At 63.8% G+C, this 19,850-nt stretch carries 15 protein-coding genes; 10 read left to right on the forward strand and 5 right to left on the reverse strand.

Translation table 11 applies throughout. The features are described from left to right. Positions 1-111: 111 nt before the first annotated feature. Positions 112-2,400 carry a transglycosylase domain-containing protein gene (locus FFI89_RS11560; RefSeq protein WP_138836593.1) on the reverse strand — a complete coding sequence of 763 codons (2,289 nt, stop codon included), beginning with the start codon at positions 2,398-2,400 and terminating at the stop codon, positions 112-114. Positions 2,401-2,687: 287 nt separating this feature from the next. On the opposite strand from FFI89_RS11560, the gene FFI89_RS11565 reads away from it, so the two are divergent. Beyond that, positions 2,688-3,203: a YcgN family cysteine cluster protein gene (locus FFI89_RS11565; RefSeq protein ID WP_138836594.1), complete on the forward strand. Its 516-nt coding sequence runs from the start codon at positions 2,688-2,690 to the stop codon at positions 3,201-3,203. A gap of 193 nt (positions 3,204-3,396) precedes the next feature. Beyond that, positions 3,397-4,974: an MDR family MFS transporter gene (locus tag FFI89_RS11570; protein WP_138836596.1), complete on the forward strand. Its 1,578-nt coding sequence runs from the start codon at positions 3,397-3,399 to the stop codon at positions 4,972-4,974. Between the two features lie 24 nt (positions 4,975-4,998). On the opposite strand, the gene FFI89_RS11575 is transcribed toward FFI89_RS11570, so the two are convergent. The 3 genes from FFI89_RS11575 to FFI89_RS11585 all read right to left on the reverse strand — a co-directional run bounded on the left by FFI89_RS11575 (position 4,999) and on the right by FFI89_RS11585 (position 11,387). Beyond that, on the reverse strand, positions 4,999-5,388 hold the full coding sequence (locus FFI89_RS11575) for a response regulator (RefSeq protein WP_138836598.1): 390 nt from the start codon (positions 5,386-5,388) through the stop codon (positions 4,999-5,001). Next, positions 5,385-9,578 (reverse strand): GAF domain-containing protein, encoded by a 4,194-nt coding sequence (locus tag FFI89_RS11580; RefSeq protein ID WP_168212864.1) that lies wholly within the window; start codon positions 9,576-9,578, stop codon positions 5,385-5,387. Before FFI89_RS11580 ends, FFI89_RS11575 begins: the two co-directional genes overlap by 4 nt. Positions 9,579-9,752: 174 nt before the next feature. Next, the gene (locus tag FFI89_RS11585) at positions 9,753-11,387 is read right to left on the reverse strand and encodes a thiamine pyrophosphate-requiring protein (RefSeq protein ID WP_138836602.1); all 1,635 of its coding nucleotides are present in this window, start codon (positions 11,385-11,387) and stop codon (positions 9,753-9,755) included. A 656-nt stretch (positions 11,388-12,043) separates the two neighbouring features. Between FFI89_RS11585 and FFI89_RS11590 the strand changes: the two genes are divergently transcribed. Beyond that, positions 12,044-12,208 carry a Flp family type IVb pilin gene (locus FFI89_RS11590; RefSeq protein WP_138836604.1) on the forward strand — a complete coding sequence of 55 codons (165 nt, stop codon included), beginning with the start codon at positions 12,044-12,046 and terminating at the stop codon, positions 12,206-12,208. 45 nt (positions 12,209-12,253) lie between these two features. After that, entirely contained in the window at positions 12,254-12,442 is a 189-nt protein-coding gene (locus tag FFI89_RS11595; RefSeq protein ID WP_138836605.1) for a hypothetical protein, read from the forward strand. 40 nt (positions 12,443-12,482) lie between these two features. Here the strand turns inward: FFI89_RS11595 and FFI89_RS11600 are convergent, their stop codons facing one another. Continuing rightward, the gene (locus FFI89_RS11600; protein WP_138836607.1) at positions 12,483-13,472 is read right to left on the reverse strand and encodes a Ku protein; all 990 of its coding nucleotides are present in this window, start codon (positions 13,470-13,472) and stop codon (positions 12,483-12,485) included. A 263-nt stretch (positions 13,473-13,735) separates the two neighbouring features. Between FFI89_RS11600 and FFI89_RS34305 the strand changes: the two genes are divergently transcribed. The 6 genes from FFI89_RS34305 (at position 13,736) to ccmI (ending at position 19,786) form a co-directional block, all read left to right on the forward strand. Next, on the forward strand, positions 13,736-13,888 hold the full coding sequence (locus FFI89_RS34305; RefSeq protein ID WP_168212865.1) for a hypothetical protein: 153 nt from the start codon (positions 13,736-13,738) through the stop codon (positions 13,886-13,888). Between the two features lie 100 nt (positions 13,889-13,988). Beyond that, complete coding sequence (locus FFI89_RS11605) at positions 13,989-14,657, forward strand: metallophosphoesterase (protein ID WP_138836609.1); 669 nt, start codon at positions 13,989-13,991, stop codon at positions 14,655-14,657. A gap of 173 nt (positions 14,658-14,830) precedes the next feature. Continuing rightward, positions 14,831-15,502, forward strand: a complete 672-nt coding sequence (locus tag FFI89_RS11610; RefSeq protein ID WP_138836610.1) for a response regulator transcription factor — start codon at positions 14,831-14,833, stop codon at positions 15,500-15,502. Positions 15,503-15,595: 93 nt separating this feature from the next. Next, positions 15,596-16,972, forward strand: a complete 1,377-nt coding sequence (locus FFI89_RS11615; RefSeq protein WP_138836612.1) for a sensor histidine kinase — start codon at positions 15,596-15,598, stop codon at positions 16,970-16,972. 154 nt (positions 16,973-17,126) lie between these two features. Continuing rightward, a complete protein-coding gene (locus tag FFI89_RS11620) occupies positions 17,127-18,533 on the forward strand; it encodes a hypothetical protein (protein ID WP_138836614.1) in 1,407 nt (468 codons plus the stop codon). Positions 18,534-18,682: 149 nt separating this feature from the next. Next, positions 18,683-19,786, forward strand: coding sequence for a c-type cytochrome biogenesis protein CcmI (gene ccmI, locus FFI89_RS11625; protein WP_138836616.1), 1,104 nt, complete (start codon positions 18,683-18,685; stop codon positions 19,784-19,786). Positions 19,787-19,850: the final 64 nt, after the last annotated feature.

Genomic DNA, 19,850 nt, shown 5'->3' on the forward strand with positions numbered 1-19,850 from the left:
ATATCACTGCATCAGACTCCGGTCGAACCGGGTTCAACTGGAATCCGCTGCATATCTTGTTTGCGCATGATTTCGCCGGAAAACCGGCATCCACTTTTCCGGATCATGCGATCAGTTCTTCCGCGGCGCCGGCGGAGCCTGGTCGCCTGCCGCGGCGATATAGTTCTCCGGGAAGGCGAGCGCGCTTGAAGATGCCGGCTTGGTCAGCGCCGCCGGGTCGTTGGCCGAGGTCTTGCCCGCGGTCTTGCCGGCTTCGTCGAGCAGTTTCTCGACGCGCACCAGGATATCGGCGCCGCGCCGCGTCAGCACCGGCGGCGGTCCCGGCTTGGTTTCCAGTACCCTCGGCGGCGCGCCATTGGCTGCGACGTTGGCGGCAACGGGGGCAGGTGGCAGTTTCGTGCCCATGCCGATGCCGGCGATTTCCTTCACCTCGACGCCCTGATGGGCGATCACCATGATGTCGTGCCAAGTCTGCGCCGGCAGCGACCCGCCGGTCATGCGGTTGGTCGGCGAATAGTCGTCGTTGCCGTACCACACCGCGCAGGTGAAGTTGCCGGTGTAGCCGACGAACCAGGCGTCGCGATAGGCGTTGGTGGTGCCGGTCTTGCCGGCGGTCGGAATGCCGTCGAGCGCCGCGCGCCGCGCTGTGCCTTCGCTGACGACGTGGCTCATCATGCCCGCCATATCCGATGCAACCGAGGCGGGGATCGCTTGCAGCGGCTTCTTGCCGTCGCGGTCGAAGCGCCAGACCAGGTCGCCGGCGCCGGTGCGGACTTCCAGCACCGCATGCGGCGTGACCGACTTGCCCTTGTTCGGGAATGTCGCATAGGCGACCGCGTGTTCGAGCACGGTGACCTCGTCGGAGCCGATCGGCAGCGACGGCGTATCCGGCAGCGGCGCCTTGATGCCGAAGCGGCGCGCCACCTCGACGATCTTGGCGCGGCCGACCTTGGCCGGGTTCGGCGACTTGCCGCCGAGTGCGATCGACAGTTTTACCGGAACGACGTTGATCGAGCGGGTGATCGCCTGCGTCAGCGTCACCGATCCGGAATAGGAATGGCCATAGTTCTGCGGGCACCAGTTGCCGATGCAGACCGGGCCGTCGACGATGATCGAGGTCGGCTTGAAGCCGTTCAGCAGCGCCGTGGTGTAGACATACGGCTTGAACGACGAACCCGGCTGCCGGTAGGCGTCGGTGGCGCGGTTGAACTGGCTCGCGCCATAGTCGCGGCCGCCGACCATCGCGCGAACGCCGCCGTCGAGATCGCTGACGACGGTGGCGGCCTGGGTCGCGTGATAGTCGCGGCCGAACTGGCGTAACTGGTTTTCGATCGCCTCTTCGGCGGCGTGCTGCACGTTCATGTCGATCGAGGTGCGGACCACGAAGACGCGCTCGGTGTAGGATCTCGGGAAGGTGTCGACCAGCTTGCGCATCTCGTCGAAGGCGTAGTCGAGATAGTAGTTCGGCGAAGCCTCGTCGCGGCGGTCGACGGCGACGGCGGGATTGCGCCGGGCGCCGAACACCTGGCCTTCGGTCATGAAGCCGGCGTCGACGAGGTTGTCGAGCACCACGTTGGCGCGGGCGCGGGCGGCGGGCAGGTTGATGTGCGGGGCGTATTTGGTCGGCGCCTTGAACAGGCCGGCCAGCATCGCCGATTCCGCGAGATTGACGTCGCGCGCCGACTTGTTGAAGTAGAAATGCGCAGCGCCGTCGACGCCGAAGGTGCCGCCGCCCATATAGGCGCGGTCGAGGTAGAGTTTCAGGATTTCGTTCTTGGTCAGGCGGGTTTCCAGCCAGACCGCGAGGAAGGCTTCCTTCACCTTGCGCTCGATGGTGCGCTCGTTGTTCAGGAACAGGTTCTTGGCCAACTGCTGGGTGATCGACGAACCGCCCTGGCGGACGCCGCCGGCCTGCGCGTTGGTGACGAGCGCGCGCGCGGTACCGGCGATGTCGATGCCGAAATGGTCGTAGAAGCGGCGGTCTTCGGTCGCCAGCGTCGCCTTGATCAGGTTGTCCGGAAAATCTTCCAGCGGGATCGAGTCGTTGTGCTTGATGCCGCGGCTGCCGATCGGCGTGCCGTAGCGGTCGAGGAACGTCACCGCCAGATCGGACTTCTTCAGCCAGTCGTCATCAGCGGTTTCGCGAAACGCCGGGATCGCCAGCGCCAGCATCAGGATCAGCCCGCCGAGACCGATGGTGGCGGCCTCCGACAACGGTTCGATGAAGACCCAGCGCTTCCAGCGGCCGACATAGAAGCGGTCCATGAAGGTCGAGTAACGCTCGTAGAGTTCGCGCAGGCCCTTGCCCGACGAGAACAGCGTCGAGTCGATACGCGCATCGAGGTCCAGAAAGAAATTCCGGATCTTCTGCTTCCAGTGTGGAGGTACGATCTGGCGCACCGGGACCCTTGGTCATTTCGCAGGCGTTCCAGCGTCCGGCCGGGGGCGCTGTCGAGACGTCTTGCTTCGATGTTGCGGCAAACCCAAGGCGCTTTTACGTCCTTGGGGGACTCGCGGCTGTTCTATCCGAGCGGGGGCCATAAACCAATGCTCCCGCTCACGATTTTGGTGGTAAGCACTAACGCTGCCCCCGGCTTTTATGTAAGCGCAGGCCATCCCGCTTGCACCGGGGGACCGGTACCCCCTAGAAGGCTGAGGCCGAACCGACCCGGACAACATTCAGTTTCATGACCGCACCGCTCAAGCCACCCTCGGGCCAGGAGGGATTCTTCTGGAAAACCAAGACGTTGGAAGAGATGTCCAACGCCGAATGGGAAAGCCTGTGCGACGGCTGCGCGCGCTGCTGCCTGGAAAAGCTCGAGGACGAGGATACCGGCAAGATCTATTTCACCCACGTTTCCTGCAAGCTGCTCGATTCGGGGCTATGCGCCTGCAAGGACTACCCGAACCGCTCCGACAAGGTTCCGGATTGCGTCCGCCTGACGCCCGAAAACGTCCGCACCTTGAACTGGCTGCCGCCGAGCTGCGGCTACAAGCTCGTCGCTGAAGGGCGCGATCTCTATTGGTGGCACCCGCTGATCTCGGGTGACCCCAACACCGTGCACGAAGCCGGCGTCTCCGTGCGCGGCCGGGTGCAGGGCACGGAGAACGAGATCGCCGATGAGGATCTCGAGGATCACATCGTGCAGTGGCCGGCGCTATTGCCGCGGCGGGCCAAGCTGAAGAAGCGGCCCAAAGCCTGAGCGTGAAGGCTTTGAACGCAAAGCCAAAGCTCTGAGCGCCGCTGATCGATCACATAAACGCGAAGATACCCCCGCGGGATGCACCCATGCGCCCGAGGTGCTGCCTTGGGTGTGATTTCTGCCCTAAATAGAGCTGCAAGCAGCGATTCCATCCCGGCCGCTTTGGGCCGCGCAGAAGAATATTACGCCTGATATGAACAAATTCGAGAGGCCGAGCCGCGCGCCCGCCGTCCAGACGACATTGCCCGACGATTTGGCCCGCGAACTCTCGCACATCACGACCGAGGTCATCGAGGTCAGCGATGCGCCGTCGCTGGCGCCGCGCGCGCCGCTGACCCCGGACGAGGTCCGCACCATCCTGATGAGCCTGCTGCTGACGATGTTCCTGGCCGCGCTGGACCAGACCATCGTCGCCACCGCGCTGCCGACCATCGGCCGGCAGTTCAATGACGTCAGCAGCCTGTCCTGGGTGATCACGGCGTATCTTTTGGCCTCGACCGCGGTGGCGCCGGTGTTCGGCACGCTGAGCGACATTTACGGCCGCCGGCTCATGATCACCGTTTCGCTCACACTGTTCACGGTGGGCTCGATCCTCTGCGCGGTAGCGCCCAACATGCCGGTGCTGATCCTCGCGCGCGGCCTGCAGGGGCTCGGCGGCGGCGGCATCATGCCGGTCGTGCAGACCGTGATCTCCGACGTGGTCTCACCGCGCGAGCGCGGCCAGTACCAGGCCTATTTCTCCGGCGTGTGGATGGCGGCCGGATTGCTCGGGCCGGTGCTGGGCGGCGTGTTCGCCGAACACCTGCACTGGTCGATGATCTTCTGGATCAACGTGCCGCTGGCGCTCGGCGCGCTGGCGCTATTGCTGCCGAAGATGGGCAAGATTCCGGTATTCCATCGCAAGCGCAAGGTCGACTGGCTCGGCGGCGTCCTGCTGATGGGCTCTGCCGTCGTGATCATGTTGGTGCTGACCTGGGGCGGCAACCGCTATCTCTGGCTTTCGCCGGTGATCCTTTCCATGATCGGCGCTTCCGTCGCATTGGGGTTCGCCTTTGTCTGGCATGCGAACAATGCCGAAGAGCCGTTCCTGCCGCTGTCGCTGATGCGCGGGCCGATCGCGCCCTACGCCATGACCGCCGGCGGCTGCGCGCTCGGCGCCATTACCGGCCTTACCGTTCAACTGCCGCTCTATTACGAGGTGGTCTATCATCTCAGCGCCAGCGAGGCCGGCCTGGCGCTGATCCCGATTGCCGCGGTGTCGACCTGTGGCGCGGCAATCGCAGGAAAGACCATGTCGCGCGCCAGGCACTACAAGCGCGTCGCCGTCGTCGGAACTTCGATGGCGGTAGTTTTCGGAACCGTACTGACGGTGACGACGCTGCCGCTATGGGGATTCCTGATTATCCTGGCGCTGTTCGCGCTGGGCCTCGGCACCACCTTTCCCGTCAGCGTGGTCTCGCTGCAGAATTCGGTGGCGCGCGCGCAGATCGGCACCGTGACCGGCGCGATGAATTTCTTTCGCTCGCTGATGTCGTCGTTTACGGTTGCGGCCTTCACCGCGATCCTGCTGATGGCGCTGGGAGCGGATATTTCGCTGGCCGGCGAACACCGCGGCGCCGTTAGTTCGATCGCGGTCGCCGACATGATCGCGGCGTTCCGCTACGTGTTCGGCGCGGCCACCGCGCTGCTCGCTCTCGGCGCGATCTGCATGATCGCGATGGAGGAACGGCCGCTGGCTGGTCCCCCGACGCCGGCCGAGATGGCCGAGTAAGATCGGCGATCGGGCGCGGGACGCCTAGCCTACCTGCTGCAGGCGCGTATCGATTTCTTCCCGGAGCAGGGCGAAGTCGATCGGTTTGGTCAACAGCCCCGTTGCGCCGCCTTCGATCGCCTTGCGCCTGGTGTCGGGATCGCCATAGGCGGTGATCATGATGACGGGCACGTCGGGCCGCATCGCCTTGACCTTGGGCAGCATCTCGAGCCCGGTCATCCCGGGCATGTTGATGTCGGAGAGAATGAGGATCAGCGACTGCTTGATCGGAGAAGCGACGCGCGCGAGTGCGTCAGCAGCCGAACTGGCGAAATCCATCGTAAAGCGCTCCGCGCGCAAATCCTTGCGAAACTGCTGACGAAACAGCGCCTCGACATCGGGCTCGTCGTCGACCACCAGTACCAGAACGCTCACGTCTGACCTCTGTTCTTGTTTGGAGGCGTGCTCTTTCTCGGCAGCACGATCCGGAATTCGGTGAATTGCCCGGGCGCCGTCTCGACCTCGATGCTACCGCCGTGTTGTTTCACGATGATGTCGTGGCTCATCGACAGGCCGAGGCCGGTGCCTTCGCCGGCCGGCTTGGTCGTGAAGAACGGATTGAACATCTTGTCTTTGACTTCGGGTGGGATGCCGGTGCCGTTGTCGCGGATGCGTATCTCGACACTGTCGCCGAGGTCGCGCGTGGCGACCCTGAGCACCGGATCAAACGCGGCGTCGCCGGACTCGAGCCTGCGTTTGGTCACGGCATAGAAGCCGTTCGAAACCAGGTTGAGGAACACGCGGGTAATTTCCTGCGGAAACGCCTCGATCGTGCCGGCGCCGGAATCGAAATCGCGCTGCAGCGTGACATTGAAGTCGGGCTTCTCGGCACGCGCGCCGTGATAGGCGAGGTTGAGGCTTTCATCGACCAGGGCGTTGATGTCGGCCGGCCGGTGATCACCGGAGCCTTCGCGCGAATGCAGCAGCATGTTCTTGACGATGGAGTCGGCGCGCTTGCCGTGCTGCACCACCTTTTCCAGATTGTCCTTGAGCAGGCCGGTCAACTCGTCGACATCCTCGCGGATTTTATCGGCAAGCGCGGCCGGCTTCAGCACGTCATTCAATTCGTCGGTCAGTTCGGCAGACAATGCCGCAAAATTATTGACGAAATTGAGCGGGTTCTTGATCTCATGCGCGATACCGGCGGTGAGCTGGCCGAGCGAGGCGAGTTTTTCGGTTTGCACCAGGCGGTCCTGCGCCGTGCGGAGGTCATCAAGGGACTTCGACAGTTCGCGGGTGCGCTGTTGAACCTGCTCGAACAGCCGTACATTGGAGATGGCAATGACGGCCTGGTCGGCGAAGGTCCGGACAACGTCGATCTGTCGCTCGGTAAAGGGCGTCAGGTGAGACTGGCGCATGGTGATGACGCCAATCGCTGTGCCCTCGCGCATCAGCGGCACCGAAAGCAGCGCCCGGCGCTGCCCCACGGCCATCGGGCCCTGGCCGAATTCTGGATCGGCGCCGATATCAGGGATATGGACGGTGCGCTTCTCGCGTGCCGCTCTCGAGGTCGACGACCCCGGTTGATCGAGCGCGATTGGATTATTTCGCAAAAACTCCAGATATTCCGGCATTGCGCCCGATGCCGCCGCGATGTGGAAGCGTTCGTCCTGCAGCAGGAAAATCGTCGAGGTTTCGGTGCCGCACAACTGGCGGGATGTCTCGACGATGACGTCGAGCACCGGCTGCAGCGAATCCGGCGAGCTGCTGATGACCTTCAGCACGTCGGATGTCGCGGTCTGGAACTCCAGAGATTCCGACAGATCGCGCGTCCGCGCTTGCACCTCGTCGAACAGCCGCACATTGCCGATCGCAATCACGGCCTGATCTGCAAAGGTTTGCAGCAGGCTGATCTGCTTGTCGCTGAACGGATTTACTTCGGTGCGGCGAAGCAGGATTGATCCGATACTCTCGTTCTCGCGGAGCAAGGGCACGGACAGGACGGTGCGCATGCCGGAAGATGCGGTACGCCGCGATAGCTCATGGCTGTCGGGGAAATCGGCGCCTTCATCGGAGAGCATATCCCGCACATGAACCGGCCGCCCGTCGAGGAATGCCCGCCCTGCTGTCCAGTCGCGGCTGATTGGCCACGATTCGATATTAATTCCGATTGGACCATGATGGGCGCTGAATCGTAAATCGTTACCGTCCTTCAACAGCACGACAGCATCATAGGCGTCGCAAAGCTCGCAGGCGCTCTCGACGATGGCATTGAGCACCGGCCCGACTTCGGTGGGAGAAGACGCGATCACGCTCAAGATTTTGCCGCTACCGGTCTGGTAGGTCAGCGCTTCCGTGAGATCGCGCGTCTTCGCCTGCACCTCGTCAAACAGGCGGACGTTCTCGATGGCGATAACCGCCTGGTCGGCGAACGTCGAGATCAGCTCGATCTGCTTGTCGGTAAAAGGCTTGACCACCAATCGGGTCAACGTCAATGCGCCGATCGGAATGCCCTCACGCAGCAACGGCACACCGAGGAAGCTGCGCGGGTTGCCGCTCAGTTGTTGGCCTTCGAAATCATAGTCGGGATCGGCGAGTACGTCCTCGACATGGACGATGTGCCCTTCGAGCAGGGTCCTGCCGGTGATGGTTCGCCGGTCCGGCGTCACGGGAGTGGCTCGCACGTAGTCCTTGAATTCCTCCGGAAAGCCGTACGACCCAGCCCGATAGAAGACGTCGCCTATCCGTCGGGTGATGGCGGCCATGTCCGCATCGCACAGGCGAGCCGCCGACTCGACCAGCGTATCGAGTACGGTCTGCAGGTCGAACGCCGAACGGCTGATGACCTTGAGCACGTCGGCGGTCGCGGTCTGCTGCTGCAGCGACTCGCTGAGGTCGCGCGTCTTCGCCTGCACCTCGTCGAACAGCCGCACATTTTCGATCGCGATCACAGCCTGGTCGGCAAAGGTTTGCAGCAAATGGACGTGATGTGTGGCAAAGGCGCCAGGCTCCTTACGCGTGACGCTGATGATGCCGATCGGATCGTCGCCGTTCATCAGCGGCACGAACAGCATGCTGCGAAAGCCATGCACCCGCGCGATTTGCCTGATCGGGGCGTACGGTATCTGTTCGGTATCCGGGATCGGGAACGGCTTGGCTTGCTGGGCGAGCTGGAATGGCTCGAACTCATCGGCGGACTTGGGGAAATCCGCCCTGAGTGCCGCATCGGCAGCCGGATTGACCGGAGTGAAGGCGGCGAGATGGACGGTGCCGTCCAGGAATCGGAAGACGGCCGCGGAAAATCCGTCGAGCAGGCGGTGGGCGCTGGTCGCGATCGCTTCGAACACAGGCGTCGTGTCCGACGGCGAACTCGCGATGACCTTGAGGATGTCGGCGGTCGCGGTCTGCCGCTCCAGAGCTTGCTGTGTCTCGTTGAACAGCCGCGCGTTCTGGATCGCGATCACGGCCTGGTCGGCGAAAGTCTGGAGCAACTGAACGTGATGAGCGGCAAATGTGCCGGGCTCCGTCCGAGTCACATTGATCATGCCTATCGTGACCCGGTCGCGCACCAATGGGACCAAGAGAAGGCTACGGAAGCCGCGCATCCGCCACACGCTCCGAAAATTATCCGGTACGGCGGGGTCGGTCTCTATGTCGGCGACATGGATAATCTCGCCATTGCGGGTTTGTTCGGCCCATGGCCCAGTCGACAACGGTCTGGGGAACGACCCCTGGAGGGCCGCATCGGCTGCAGGATTGGTTGGCGTGAAAGCCGACAAGTGCAGCGTATCATCGACGATGCTGAACACCGCGGTGGAGTAACCGCTAACCAGCCGGTTGGCGCTGGCCGCAATCGCCTCGAATACCGGCTGCACGTCCGACGGCGAACTGGCGATGACCTTCAGAATTTCGGCCGTTGCGGTTTGTCGCTCCAGCGCTTCTCTCGTCTCGTTGAACAGCCGCGCGTTTTCGATGGCGATCGCCGCCTGGTCGGCGAAACTTTGTTGCACCGCCAGTTCCTCGACGGTGAAAGGTACCGGCCGATCGCGATGCACGATGAGAACGCCGATCGCGTTGCCCTCACGCCGCAGCGGTGTGCCCGACATGGCGCGGGTGCCTGCCGCGCGGGCGGGTGGAATACCGGGCCAGTCGGCGATCGTGGGATCGGGATTGTCAAGGTCGGGAATGTGGATCTGCCGGTTTTCGCCCAGCACCGTGCTCGGCAGGTTGCGGCCTCCAAGCCGCAGTCGTGCGGCCGACACTTCCGCAGCGATGCGTTCCGAACCGGCACCGACGTTGATAGACTGGCCCCATTCGCCATCCCGGGCGATGCGGATCGTGACGCTGGAAGCGCCGAACAGGCGCGCCGTCGTCTCTGCGACCCGTCGCAGCGCCTGTTCGGCATCACCCGAGGTGTTCGCGATGGATTGCAGGATCTCGGCGCTGGCATTCTGGCGCTCGCGTGCGATCGCCAGTTCGTTCTGCAGCCGGGCGTTTTCCTGCGCCGTTGTGGCCTGCTGGGCGATCGCGGCGTCATGCGCGGCGAAACTGGATTCGAGCCGCTGCTCCAGCTCGGCAACCAGCTTGCTGAGGTCGGCCACCACGTCCGGCGGAACCGCGGTCATTCGCTCAAATCCATTTCGCCCCGCAAGCCGAGAGAGGGGGCCAATTTGCAAGGAGACCCATGTGGGTCTTCGATCGGATCGATTATTCCATTCCAGACGCGGTCCGGCCAGCGCCATCGGGCCCTTTTCCAGAGCCGGCGCGCAAAAATGTCAGACAAGCCAAGCGATTAACGCTCAGGTCCCGGGTCGGGAAACCTCGGTTTCCTTGCTGGTGATGAATTCCAGCAGCACCGGGATGCCTTCCTTCGTCTTCGCGATGCCGCGCTTGATCGCCGGGATGATGTCTTCCGGCTTGGTCACGCGTTCGCCATAGCCGCCGAAGGCGCGCGCCATCGCGGCGTAGTCGCCGGAGATGTCGGTCGAGCGGTATTTCTCGGTCGAGATCGGCATCACCTTCAATTCGATTGCCATCGAGAAATTGTTCAACAGGATCGACATGATCGGAATCCGCTCGCGCACCGCGGTCTCGAAATCCATCCCGGTAAAACCGATCGCAGCGTCGCCCCAGACATTGATGCAGAGCTTGTCGGGCTTTGCCAGTTTGGCGCCCATGGCAAGGCCGAGGCCGTAACCGAGCTGGGTGGTCTTGCCCCAGCCGATATAGGACAGCGGCTCAACCGACTTCCAGAACGGCGAGAGCTGGTCGCGCGGGCTGCCGGCGTCGTGGGTGATGATGGTGTTGTTGATGTCGACGGTGTGCTGCAGGTCCCACAGCACGCGATAGGGGTTGAGCGGCGCATCATTGTGCGTGAGTTTCGGCATCCACTTCGCCAGCCACTCCTTGTGCGAGGCTGCAATCTCGGCGGCGACCGCGCTCGCGTCGCGATCCTTGGTAACGGTCTTGCCGATTTCCTCCAGCAGCGCATCGAGCACCAGGGCGGCATCGCCGACCAGGCCGATCTTGGCCTCGACATCCTTGTTGAGATGGTTGGGATCGAGCGTCGAATGAATGATGGTCTTGCCGTTCGGCATCGCGATGCCGAACGAGGTTTCCGTAAACGAGCAGCCGACGCCGAAGATCACGTCGGCTTCGCCAAGGAATTTCGGCACCGCGCGCGGCACGGCAAGGCCGCCCGAGCCGAGCGACAGCGGATGCGTCTCCGGAAACGACGATTTGCCGCCGAGGCTGGTGGTGACGGGAATGGCGAGACGCTCGGCCAGCCTTTTGAGCTGCGGCCAGGCCTTGGCGTAGTGCACGCCCTGGCCGGCATAGATCACCGGCCGCTTGGCGCCGACCAGCATCGCCGCGGCCTCTTTCACGTGGAAGGGGTCGGCGCCGTAACGGGTGCGCAGCACCGGCGTGTAGTTCAGCGGCTCCGGCACATCCTCGTTCCACATGTCGGCCGGAATTTCGACGATCACCGGCCCGCCGCGGCCGTTCTTCAGTTTGGTGAAGGCGCGGCGGAAGATGTTGCAGACTTCGGCCGCGATGTTGATCGGCTCGGACGATTTCGAGAACGCCTTCATCGCCTGGCTGGAGTTGAAGTTGGGGTCGATATTGGCGAGCCTGCGCGCATAGCCCATCGGCAGCACCAGCACCGGAACGGATTCGCCGTAGCATTGCGCCACGCCGCCCATGGCGTTTTCGGCGCCGGGTCCATGCTGCATGCAGAACGCGCCGATCGAATGGCCGGAGGTGACGCGGGAGATCGCGTCCGCCATGTGGATGCCGATGCGTTCCTGCCGCACCATCACCGGACGGATGTCGGCATTGGCGGCATATTCGATGAGATGGTTGACCGGGTAGCCGCAGAGGATCTCGATGCCCTCGCGCTTCATGATTTCCGCAATGGCGGTGCCGAGTTTCATGGCAGTCTCCCCCTTGGCTGACGTGCCGGTTTGCTCCGGCGCATTTCCGACAGTTGGAACAGGATTTGACCGCCCGGTAAAGCGCGGGCGGCGCGTGCCTTCGGAAGTGCAGATATGCGTTTTGCCGCCCGAAGGGCTTGACCCCTATCGATACCGGCGGCAACCACCCGAGATCAGCGCCCGACTAACGTCTGATTGGTGCCGTTCGGGATTGGGCAAAGGCCCGGTCCTGGTTCACGGCCGGTTAGGGGTCACGATCCGGCGAGGCGAGGACATTACCTCGCTTCGCCGCGGCGACTGAACAAATTGGCCATCAGGCCCAGAACATATTTCCTGATCGGGCGATCGGCAGCAGCCGGCAAGGCGGCAGCGTGCGGCGCTTCGAGCTCGTCGCTCAAAAGGCCGATATAGTTCTTTCTTGCCTCACGCTTCTGCATAGCTATTCGCGCTCACTCCGGACGATGCCGATCGGGCGACCATGCAAGGGCGAGGTACACCCCAAAGTAAATTTTCCTGCCCGTATGAATACCGGGCCGGCCCTTAATCAATTCTTCATCTTGTTCGTCAAGGCCTCGTCAACCGTCCGGGCTTAAAGTTTCAACCCAGCCCAGCACGGCGCGGGAGAATCTCGTAGAATTCGTCGACAGGAGTTCGGGATGCGCCAGTTAATCAAGAAATTTTTCGACGATGAATCCGGCTCGACCGCTATCGAATACTGCATCATTGCGGCAGGCCTCAGCATCGTGATCGTGACCGTCGTCAACAACATCGGCAGCGCTGTGAGCACCAAGTTCGCCGATGTCAGCACGTCGCTCAAGTAGCGGCGGATCGGCAGCGGCGTCATACAAGAGCTGCTGTTTGGCCCCTTGTTGCTGACCTGGGGTCCGCAAATCATCGACTACGTCAGGCAACATCCCTGGCGCGTTTTCGCCGCCGTGCTGGTCTTCGTCCTGCTGATGGATTTGATGTTCAGGAAGCGGTCGTCGCGCGGCGGCGACGGCGGCGATTTCAGTGGATTGGATTTCGGCGGGGACGGCGATTGCGGCGGCGGTTGAGGCCGCTTGGTCTATAAATCCCGCGCTGGCGGTCGCGTGATCATCCGGCCTTCTTCGCCCGGATGGCGCTGCGTGCCGGCTTCTCGGCCTTCTTCGGGGCTTCTTTGGCTGTTTCCTTCGTCGTTTCCTTGGCGGCGCGCTTGCCGCCGCCACTGATCGGCAGCAGCATTTCGCGCTGGCCTTCGACGCGCTTCTTCGGCTTCTTGCCCTTTGCCTTCTCTTGAGTCTTCGCAGCAGCCGGTGAAGCCTGCTTTTCGCCGGCAAGGCTGCGCTTGAGCGCGTCCATCAGGTTGATGACGTTGCCACCGGACTTGGGCGCCGCCTTGGCCGTGGTGCCGAGGCCGTTGCGCTTCTGGTTGATCAGGTCGATCAGGGCCTGTTCGTAGCGATCCTCAAACTGGTCCGGCTCGAACGAGCCGGATTTCTGCTCGACGATATGTTTGGCGAGATCCAGCATGTCCTTGGTGATTTTCACGTCCTGGATGTCGTCGAAATATTCCTTCTCGCTGCGGACCTCGTAGGGATAACGCAGCAGCGTTCCCATCAAACCGTTGTCGAGCGGCTCCAGCGCGATGATGTGCTCGCGATTGGTCAGCACCACGCGGCCGATCGCGACCTTGTTCATGCTGCGGATGGTTTCGCGGATCACCGCGAACGCGTCATGGCCGACCTTGCCGTCCGGCACGAGATAATAGGGGCGGATCACGTAGCGACTGTCGATATCGGTTCGCGGAACGAATTCGTCGATTTCGATGGTGCGGGTGGATTCCAGCGCGATGTCCTCAAGCTCGTCCTTCGACACCTCGATGTAGGTGTCGGTGTCGATCTTGTAGCCCTTCATGATGTCTTCGTTGGCGACTTCCTCGCCGGTATCGGCATCGACCTTGGCATATTTGATGCGGTGGCCGGTCTTGCGGTTGATCTGGTTGAAGGAGACCTTTTCGGTATCCGAGGTCGCCGGATACAAAGCGACCGGGCAGGTCACGAGCGAAAGGCGCAGAAAACCCTTCCAGTTGGCGCGGGGGGCCATGGGATACTCCGAAAACGCGGACACTCGACCCGTGAGAATACCACCGGAAGACCCGGTCTCAAACATGGCGGGGCGGGGAATCTGCCAACGGCGTTAACCGTCGCTGGACCGGGGGCGGGCTGTGCCGCCGGGCCGGCGGCTTCCCGGGGCTGCGACCTTTTGGACCGCCGGCCCGAATCCCGACCGCGGCAACGCCGGAACAGGATCTTGGATCATGCGTTGGCATACGTTGGCCGTACAGCCACTTAACCGAACAGGTTCCCATGGCGACGCAGCGACATGACCAGATTATCGAAACCGCGACCGAGGCCCGTCAGGCCGAACCCGGACCGTCGGTGCTGGCGCTTTTGACGGTTTCCACCGGGCTCGCGGTCCTGATCCTCGGCGTGGTCTGGTTCGTGCTCCTCCACACCTGAGATCGGCATTACACGATGCTCAAACCGACCGGCCGATTATTGACGGCGCGCGTTTGGAATAGGACCTTCGCGTCACCGCAGCCGGAACAGCATCCGCCGCATGAGCTTCACCTATGTCATTCCCGACATTCACGGCCGTGACGATCTGCTGCGCCGCGCGCTCGCGGACATCTCAGCCCATAACGGCGGCGAAGGCGGCGTCATCGTCGCGATCGGTGACTACGTCGACAAGGGGCCGCAGAGCAGAGAGGTCGTCGAGCGGCTGCGCCCCGGTATTGCCGGCTGGAACCTGGTGGCGCTGAAGGGCAATCACGATGCCATGATGGTGCAAGGCTTGCGCGATCCCGCGAAGTTCGCTTTCTGGATGGATAAAGGCGGTGACACGGCGCTCAAATCCTATGGCGGCGACCCGTCGGCGGTGCCGGAAGCCCACATCGCATGGCTTGACCAACTGAGGCTGATGCACGTCGATGCCTATCGCGTCTACGTCCATGCCGGTGTCGATCCCGAGCTGCCGCTGGCGCAGCAGAACGAAGCCACGCTGTTGTGGAAGCGCTATCCGAAGGGATACAGCGGCGGGTTCGGCGCCCGCCACGTCGTTCACGGCCACGACAATGATCCGGACGGCCCGCTGCTGCTCGAAGGCCGCACCAATCTCGACACGCTGGCCTGGCGCACGGGTCGGCTGACCGTCGGGGTTTTCGACGACGACAGGCCCGGCGGTCCGGTCGATTTGATCGTGGTCCGGGGACCACCGGCCGGGCCTTGACCGCCGCGGTGGCCTCGCCCGGTGGCCTCTTGGGGCCTACGATGAGGCATGTTAGGCGTTGAGCCGTATGACGAAAAAATAACATTGTCCCGTCTGCGCTGTTCATAGCCCGTTCACGCCGGTGAGCCTCATCTTGGGACCTGATATTGTGAAGCTCACCTTTGGAGGCCAGCTTGCGCCTGCTTGTTGTTGAGGATGATCCGGATCTGAACCGTCAGTTGACGACGGCGTTGACCGATGCCGGCTATGTGGTCGATCGCGCGTTCGACGGCGAGGAGGGGCACTTCCTCGGCGACAGCGAGCCCTACGACGCCGTCGTGCTCGACATCGGCCTGCCCAAGATGGACGGCATCTCGGTGCTGGAGGCATGGCGCCGCAACGGGCGCGCGATGCCGGTTTTGATCCTGACCGCGCGCGACCGCTGGAGCGACAAGGTGCAGGGCTTTGACGCCGGCGCGGACGACTATGTCGCCAAGCCGTTCCACCTCGAGGAAATCCTGGCGCGGATTCGCGCGCTGCTGCGCCGCTCCACCGGCCATGCCCAGTCCGAACTGACCTGCGGGCCGGTTTCGCTGGATACACGCACCGGCCGGGTCAGCGTGTCGGGCAATCCGGTCAAGATGACGTCGCACGAATACCGGTTGCTGGCTTATCTGATGCACCACACCGGGCGCGTGGTGTCGCGCACCGAGCTGGTCGAGCATCTCTACGACCAGGACTTCGACCGCGATTCCAACACCATTGAGGTGTTCGTCGGCCGCATCCGCAAGAAGCTCGATGTCGACATCATCCAGACCGTGCGCGGGCTCGGCTACCTGCTGACGCCGCCGTCGCCCGGCGCCTGATTTGCTCTTTTATGTGAGCATGATCTTATCCGAAAACCGGTGTCCATCCGCAGGCTCTCGGCCCATGGACATGCTTTTCGGGATCATGCTCTGATGCGCGGCAGCTCGCTCGCCACACGTCTGTTTCTGTCGGCGACCGCCTGGGTGGTCGTGATCCTGCTCATCACCGGCATCGTGCTGTCGTCGGTGTACCGCAACGCGGCCGAGCGGGCCTTCGACCGCCGTCTCAATCTCTATCTGCGCACCCTGATCGCCGAGGTCGCGACCCCGGACGAGCCGCCCGACCGTCAGTTCCAGTCGCTCGGCGAACCGCTGTTCGAACTGCCGTTGTCCGGCTGGTACTGGCAGATCGTCCGCACCGACACCGAGAAAAGCGAAACGCGGGCATCGCGCTCGCTGTGGGACAAGAAGCTGCCGAAGCTCGAGGACCACGGGGCGGAACTGACGGCTGCCGGCATCCGTCTCGGCTATGTCGACGGTCCCGAAGGCCAGAGTCTGAGAATGGTGGAGCGTCCGGTCGATCTCGGCGCCGACGGCAAATTCCTGGTCAGCGTGGCTGGCGACGCCACCGAAATCTTCGACGAGACCCGCAGCTTCGACTACTACCTCGGCGGCACCTTTGCCGCCCTCGGGATCGTGCTGCTTCTGACCACGATTTTCCAGGTGCGGTTTGGCCTCGCGCCGCTCAAGCGCATCTCGGAATCGATCGCCGATATCAGGTCCGGCCGCGCCGAACGGCTGGAGGGCGAGTTTCCGGTCGAAATCGCGCCGCTGGCGCGCGAGACCAATGCGCTGATCGATGCCAATCGCGAGATCGTCGAGCGCGCGCGTACCCATGTCGGCAATCTCGCCCACGCCATCAAGACGCCGCTGTCGGTGATCGTCAACGAGGCCGCCGCGCACCCGATCGATCCCTTCGCCAACAAGGTGCTGGAGCAGGCCGACGTGATGCGCGACCAGGTGGCACACCATCTGGAGCGGGCGCGCATCGCCGCGCGGGTCACCATCGTCGGCACCGTCACCGAGGTCGCGCCCGCGATCGAGGCGCTGCGCAGGACCATGGAGAAGATCCATCGCGACCGCGGCATCACGATCGAGGTCAAGGCCGATCCGCAAGCCCGGTTTCGCGGCGAGCGCCAGGATCTCGAGGAAATGGCCGGCAATCTCGTCGACAACGCCTGCAAATGGGCCGCGTCACAGGTCTTCATCGAGGTCCTGGTCGAACAGCCCTCGGCACCCGGCGCGGGGCCACGGCTGCGAATCATTGTCGACGACGACGGCCGCGGCCTGTCGGCCGCCGAACGCGCACAGGTGTCCCGGCGGGGCCAGCGGCTGGACGAATCCAAGCCGGGTTCCGGGCTTGGGTTGTCGATCGTGGTCGATCTCGCCGGGCTCTATGGCGGCAGCCTTGCCCTCGGCGACGCGCCGACCGGCGGCTTGCGGGCTGAACTGGTGCTGCCCGGGATCTAACGCCTATCCGGGCGAATAGGGTTGAGGAGGCGGGAACCAGCCAGGCTGTCGCCGATTTCATTATTCCTAAACGACTTCTTAACGCGCGCACTTTTAAGATCATCGTTGGACGCATTTTGCGCTCCAGGATGACACACGCATATTCGCCAGGCGCATGAGCCAGACATCGACCGAGCGGCTGAAGGACTATCTCGCCCAGCTCCCGCCGCAGGCGCAGGCGCTGCTGATGCGGGAGTTCGAGCGCGCCATCGAGCGGGGGGAGGATGTCGCCGTCGCCAACTTCGTGCTGGAGCAACTGCGCAAGGTCGTGCGCGGGGCCGAACAGGACGAAGAAGCCCGGCCGCGCAGTGACGATCCGGCGCGGCTGTTGTTTGAGCCGCTCGAACCGTTCCTGGTCGAAAGCAATTTTCCGACACGGCCGGGGCAGATCCGCCGGGCATCGCTGATGCCGGTCTGGCAATGGCTCGGGCGCGACGGCGCGACCGATGCCGCACGCGCGTTCGAAGCGTCGCTTGCCGAGATCAGGCGCAGCGGCTCGAACGCCGGCCTCGAAGCCGCGACCCGCAAATTTCAGGCCGCCGCAGCCGAGGCGATCGCAAAGATCGCAACCCCGGCGCCGGGCCACGATACGCAGCGCGCGTTATCGCGCATCGGGTCGCCCAATGTCGTCGAGGATTTGCTGTCGATCGGGGCCGTGTTGCGGGCACGCGAAGCGCTGGATGCGCTTGGTGGCCGGCTACCCAGCCAGCTCAGATCCTTTGGCGATCCCCAGATCGCGTCGGTGACCTCGGCGCTCAACGTGCCTTCCTTGCAGACGTCGCAACTGCTGCCGTTCGCGCTGTCGCTGATCATGCAGCGGCTGGTGGCGCCGTGGCAGATCATCCGCCTGGCGGTCAAGATGGCGGCGTCCGACGATGAAATTCGCGTTGCCGCCACGCCCTACGGCATCGCGGTCTCGATCGCGTTGCACGATCTGTCGTTCCTCGCGGCCTGCCTACGCACCGACATCCGGCGCGGCCAGCTCGACAATGTCGGCGAGCAACTGAAATCGCTGCATGACAGCGCGCGTGGGCTACGAACCGAACTCGATCTGCGCCAGGATTCGGCGTGGGGTCGCCAACTCGCGTCGATCCGCGCCGACATCTCCAACTCGCTGCAGTCGGAAATCGACAGCGTCCCGGGCCGGGTCCGCCGTATCCTGCGTCAGCGCGCCGACAAGGATATCGGCTCCGCCCCCAAGGTCGATGCCGCGGAGGTCGAGGAAACCGCCGCCCTGATCGATTTCGTCGCGGTGTGCCGCACCTATGCCAGCGAACTCGCGATCAACGAGGTGACGCTGAGGACCTATTCCGACCTGCAGCACTACGTCGAGCGATCCACCGAAAGCCTGGTGCAGTCGCTGCGGGGCGGCGACACCAAGGCGCGCAGCTACCGGCAGATGCAGGTCAAGGCCGCGATCCGCTTCTGCGAAGTGCTGTTCGGTCACGATTACGCGTCGCTGATGAGCCGGGCGGCGGAAAATGCCGTGGTCGTCGAGCGCAAGCCGCCGCGCGCCAGCTAGGGCCATCAGCCGCGCTTTTGCGCGGGATATCCGGGTTTTCCGCCCCGGTCTCGCTCCTGTAATTGTCAATTGCCGGGCTTGCCGCCAGTGGTGTAAAGCGGCGCATCGGCGCTTGCCAGGAAAGTGCCGTTCCGCCCGGGAACCGCTTGATGACACTGTGGTTTGTGTTCGCGCTGATGACGGTCGCGGCGATCTTTGCCGTGCTCTGGCCGTTGGGCCGCGGTGCGTCGGATGCCGGTGGCGGCACCGAGGCCGCGGTCTATACCGACCAGCTCGCCGAAATCGATCGCGATGTCGCCGCAGGGCTGATCGGCGCCCCCGAGGCCGAGGCCGCGCGGGTCGAAATCGGCCGCCGACTGCTCGCCGCCGTGGACAGCGGGCGCGCGGCTCCGGCGCGGTCGAACCTCCGTTTGCGCCGCGCCTCGGCCATTCTGGCGCTGGTCGCGCTGCCGATCGCGGCGGTGACGTTCTACCTGGCGTTCGGATCACCGCAGCTCGGCGATTTCCCACTTAGCCAGCGTACCCGCGTGGCGGACGCCAACCAGCCGCTCGACAATATGGTGGCGCAGGTGGAAGCGCATCTGGAGAAGAATCCGACCGACGGCCGTGGCTGGAACGTGCTGGCGCCGGTGCTGGCAAGGCTCGGCCGCTACGACGAGGCGATCCGGGCCTATCGCAATTCGATCACCTACAATGGCGACAGCGCCGAGCGCCGCTCCGACCTCGGCGAGGCCCTGATGGGCTCGGCGGGCGGCGTCGTTACGAGCGAGGCCAAGGCCGAATTCGAGCGTGCGGTCGCGCAAAAGGCCGATGAGCCCAAGGCGAACTATTTCCTGGGGCTGGCCGCCGAGCAGGATGGCCGCCAGGCCGAGGCCGCCGCGATCTGGCGTGCGATGCTCGAAAAGGCGCCGACCGAGGCGCCGTGGCGGCCGCTGGTCCAGGCCGCTTTGGTGCGGGTCGGCGGCCCCAATATGCCTGCGCTGTCGAACGACACGATGACCGCGGCCAAGGACATGAACGAGGCCGACCGCAGCACCATGATCCGCGGCATGGTCGATCGGCTCGCCACCCGGCTGAAGCAGAACGGCGACGACGTCGAGGGATGGTTGCGGCTGGTGCGTGCCTATATGGTGATGGGCGAACGGGACAAGGCGGTGAGCGCGCTCGCCGATGCCCGTCAGGCGGTTGCCAACGACGCCGAACGCTTGCGCCAGCTCAATGAAGGCCTGAAGAACATGGGGCTTGATGGCTGACATCGTGCACCCAAAGCGTTTTCGAGCGAAGTGGACACCGGTTCGCGTGAAGAAAACGCGTCAA

This window comes from Bradyrhizobium sp. KBS0727 (assembly GCF_005937885.2).
Classification (GTDB): domain Bacteria; phylum Pseudomonadota; class Alphaproteobacteria; order Rhizobiales; family Xanthobacteraceae; genus Bradyrhizobium.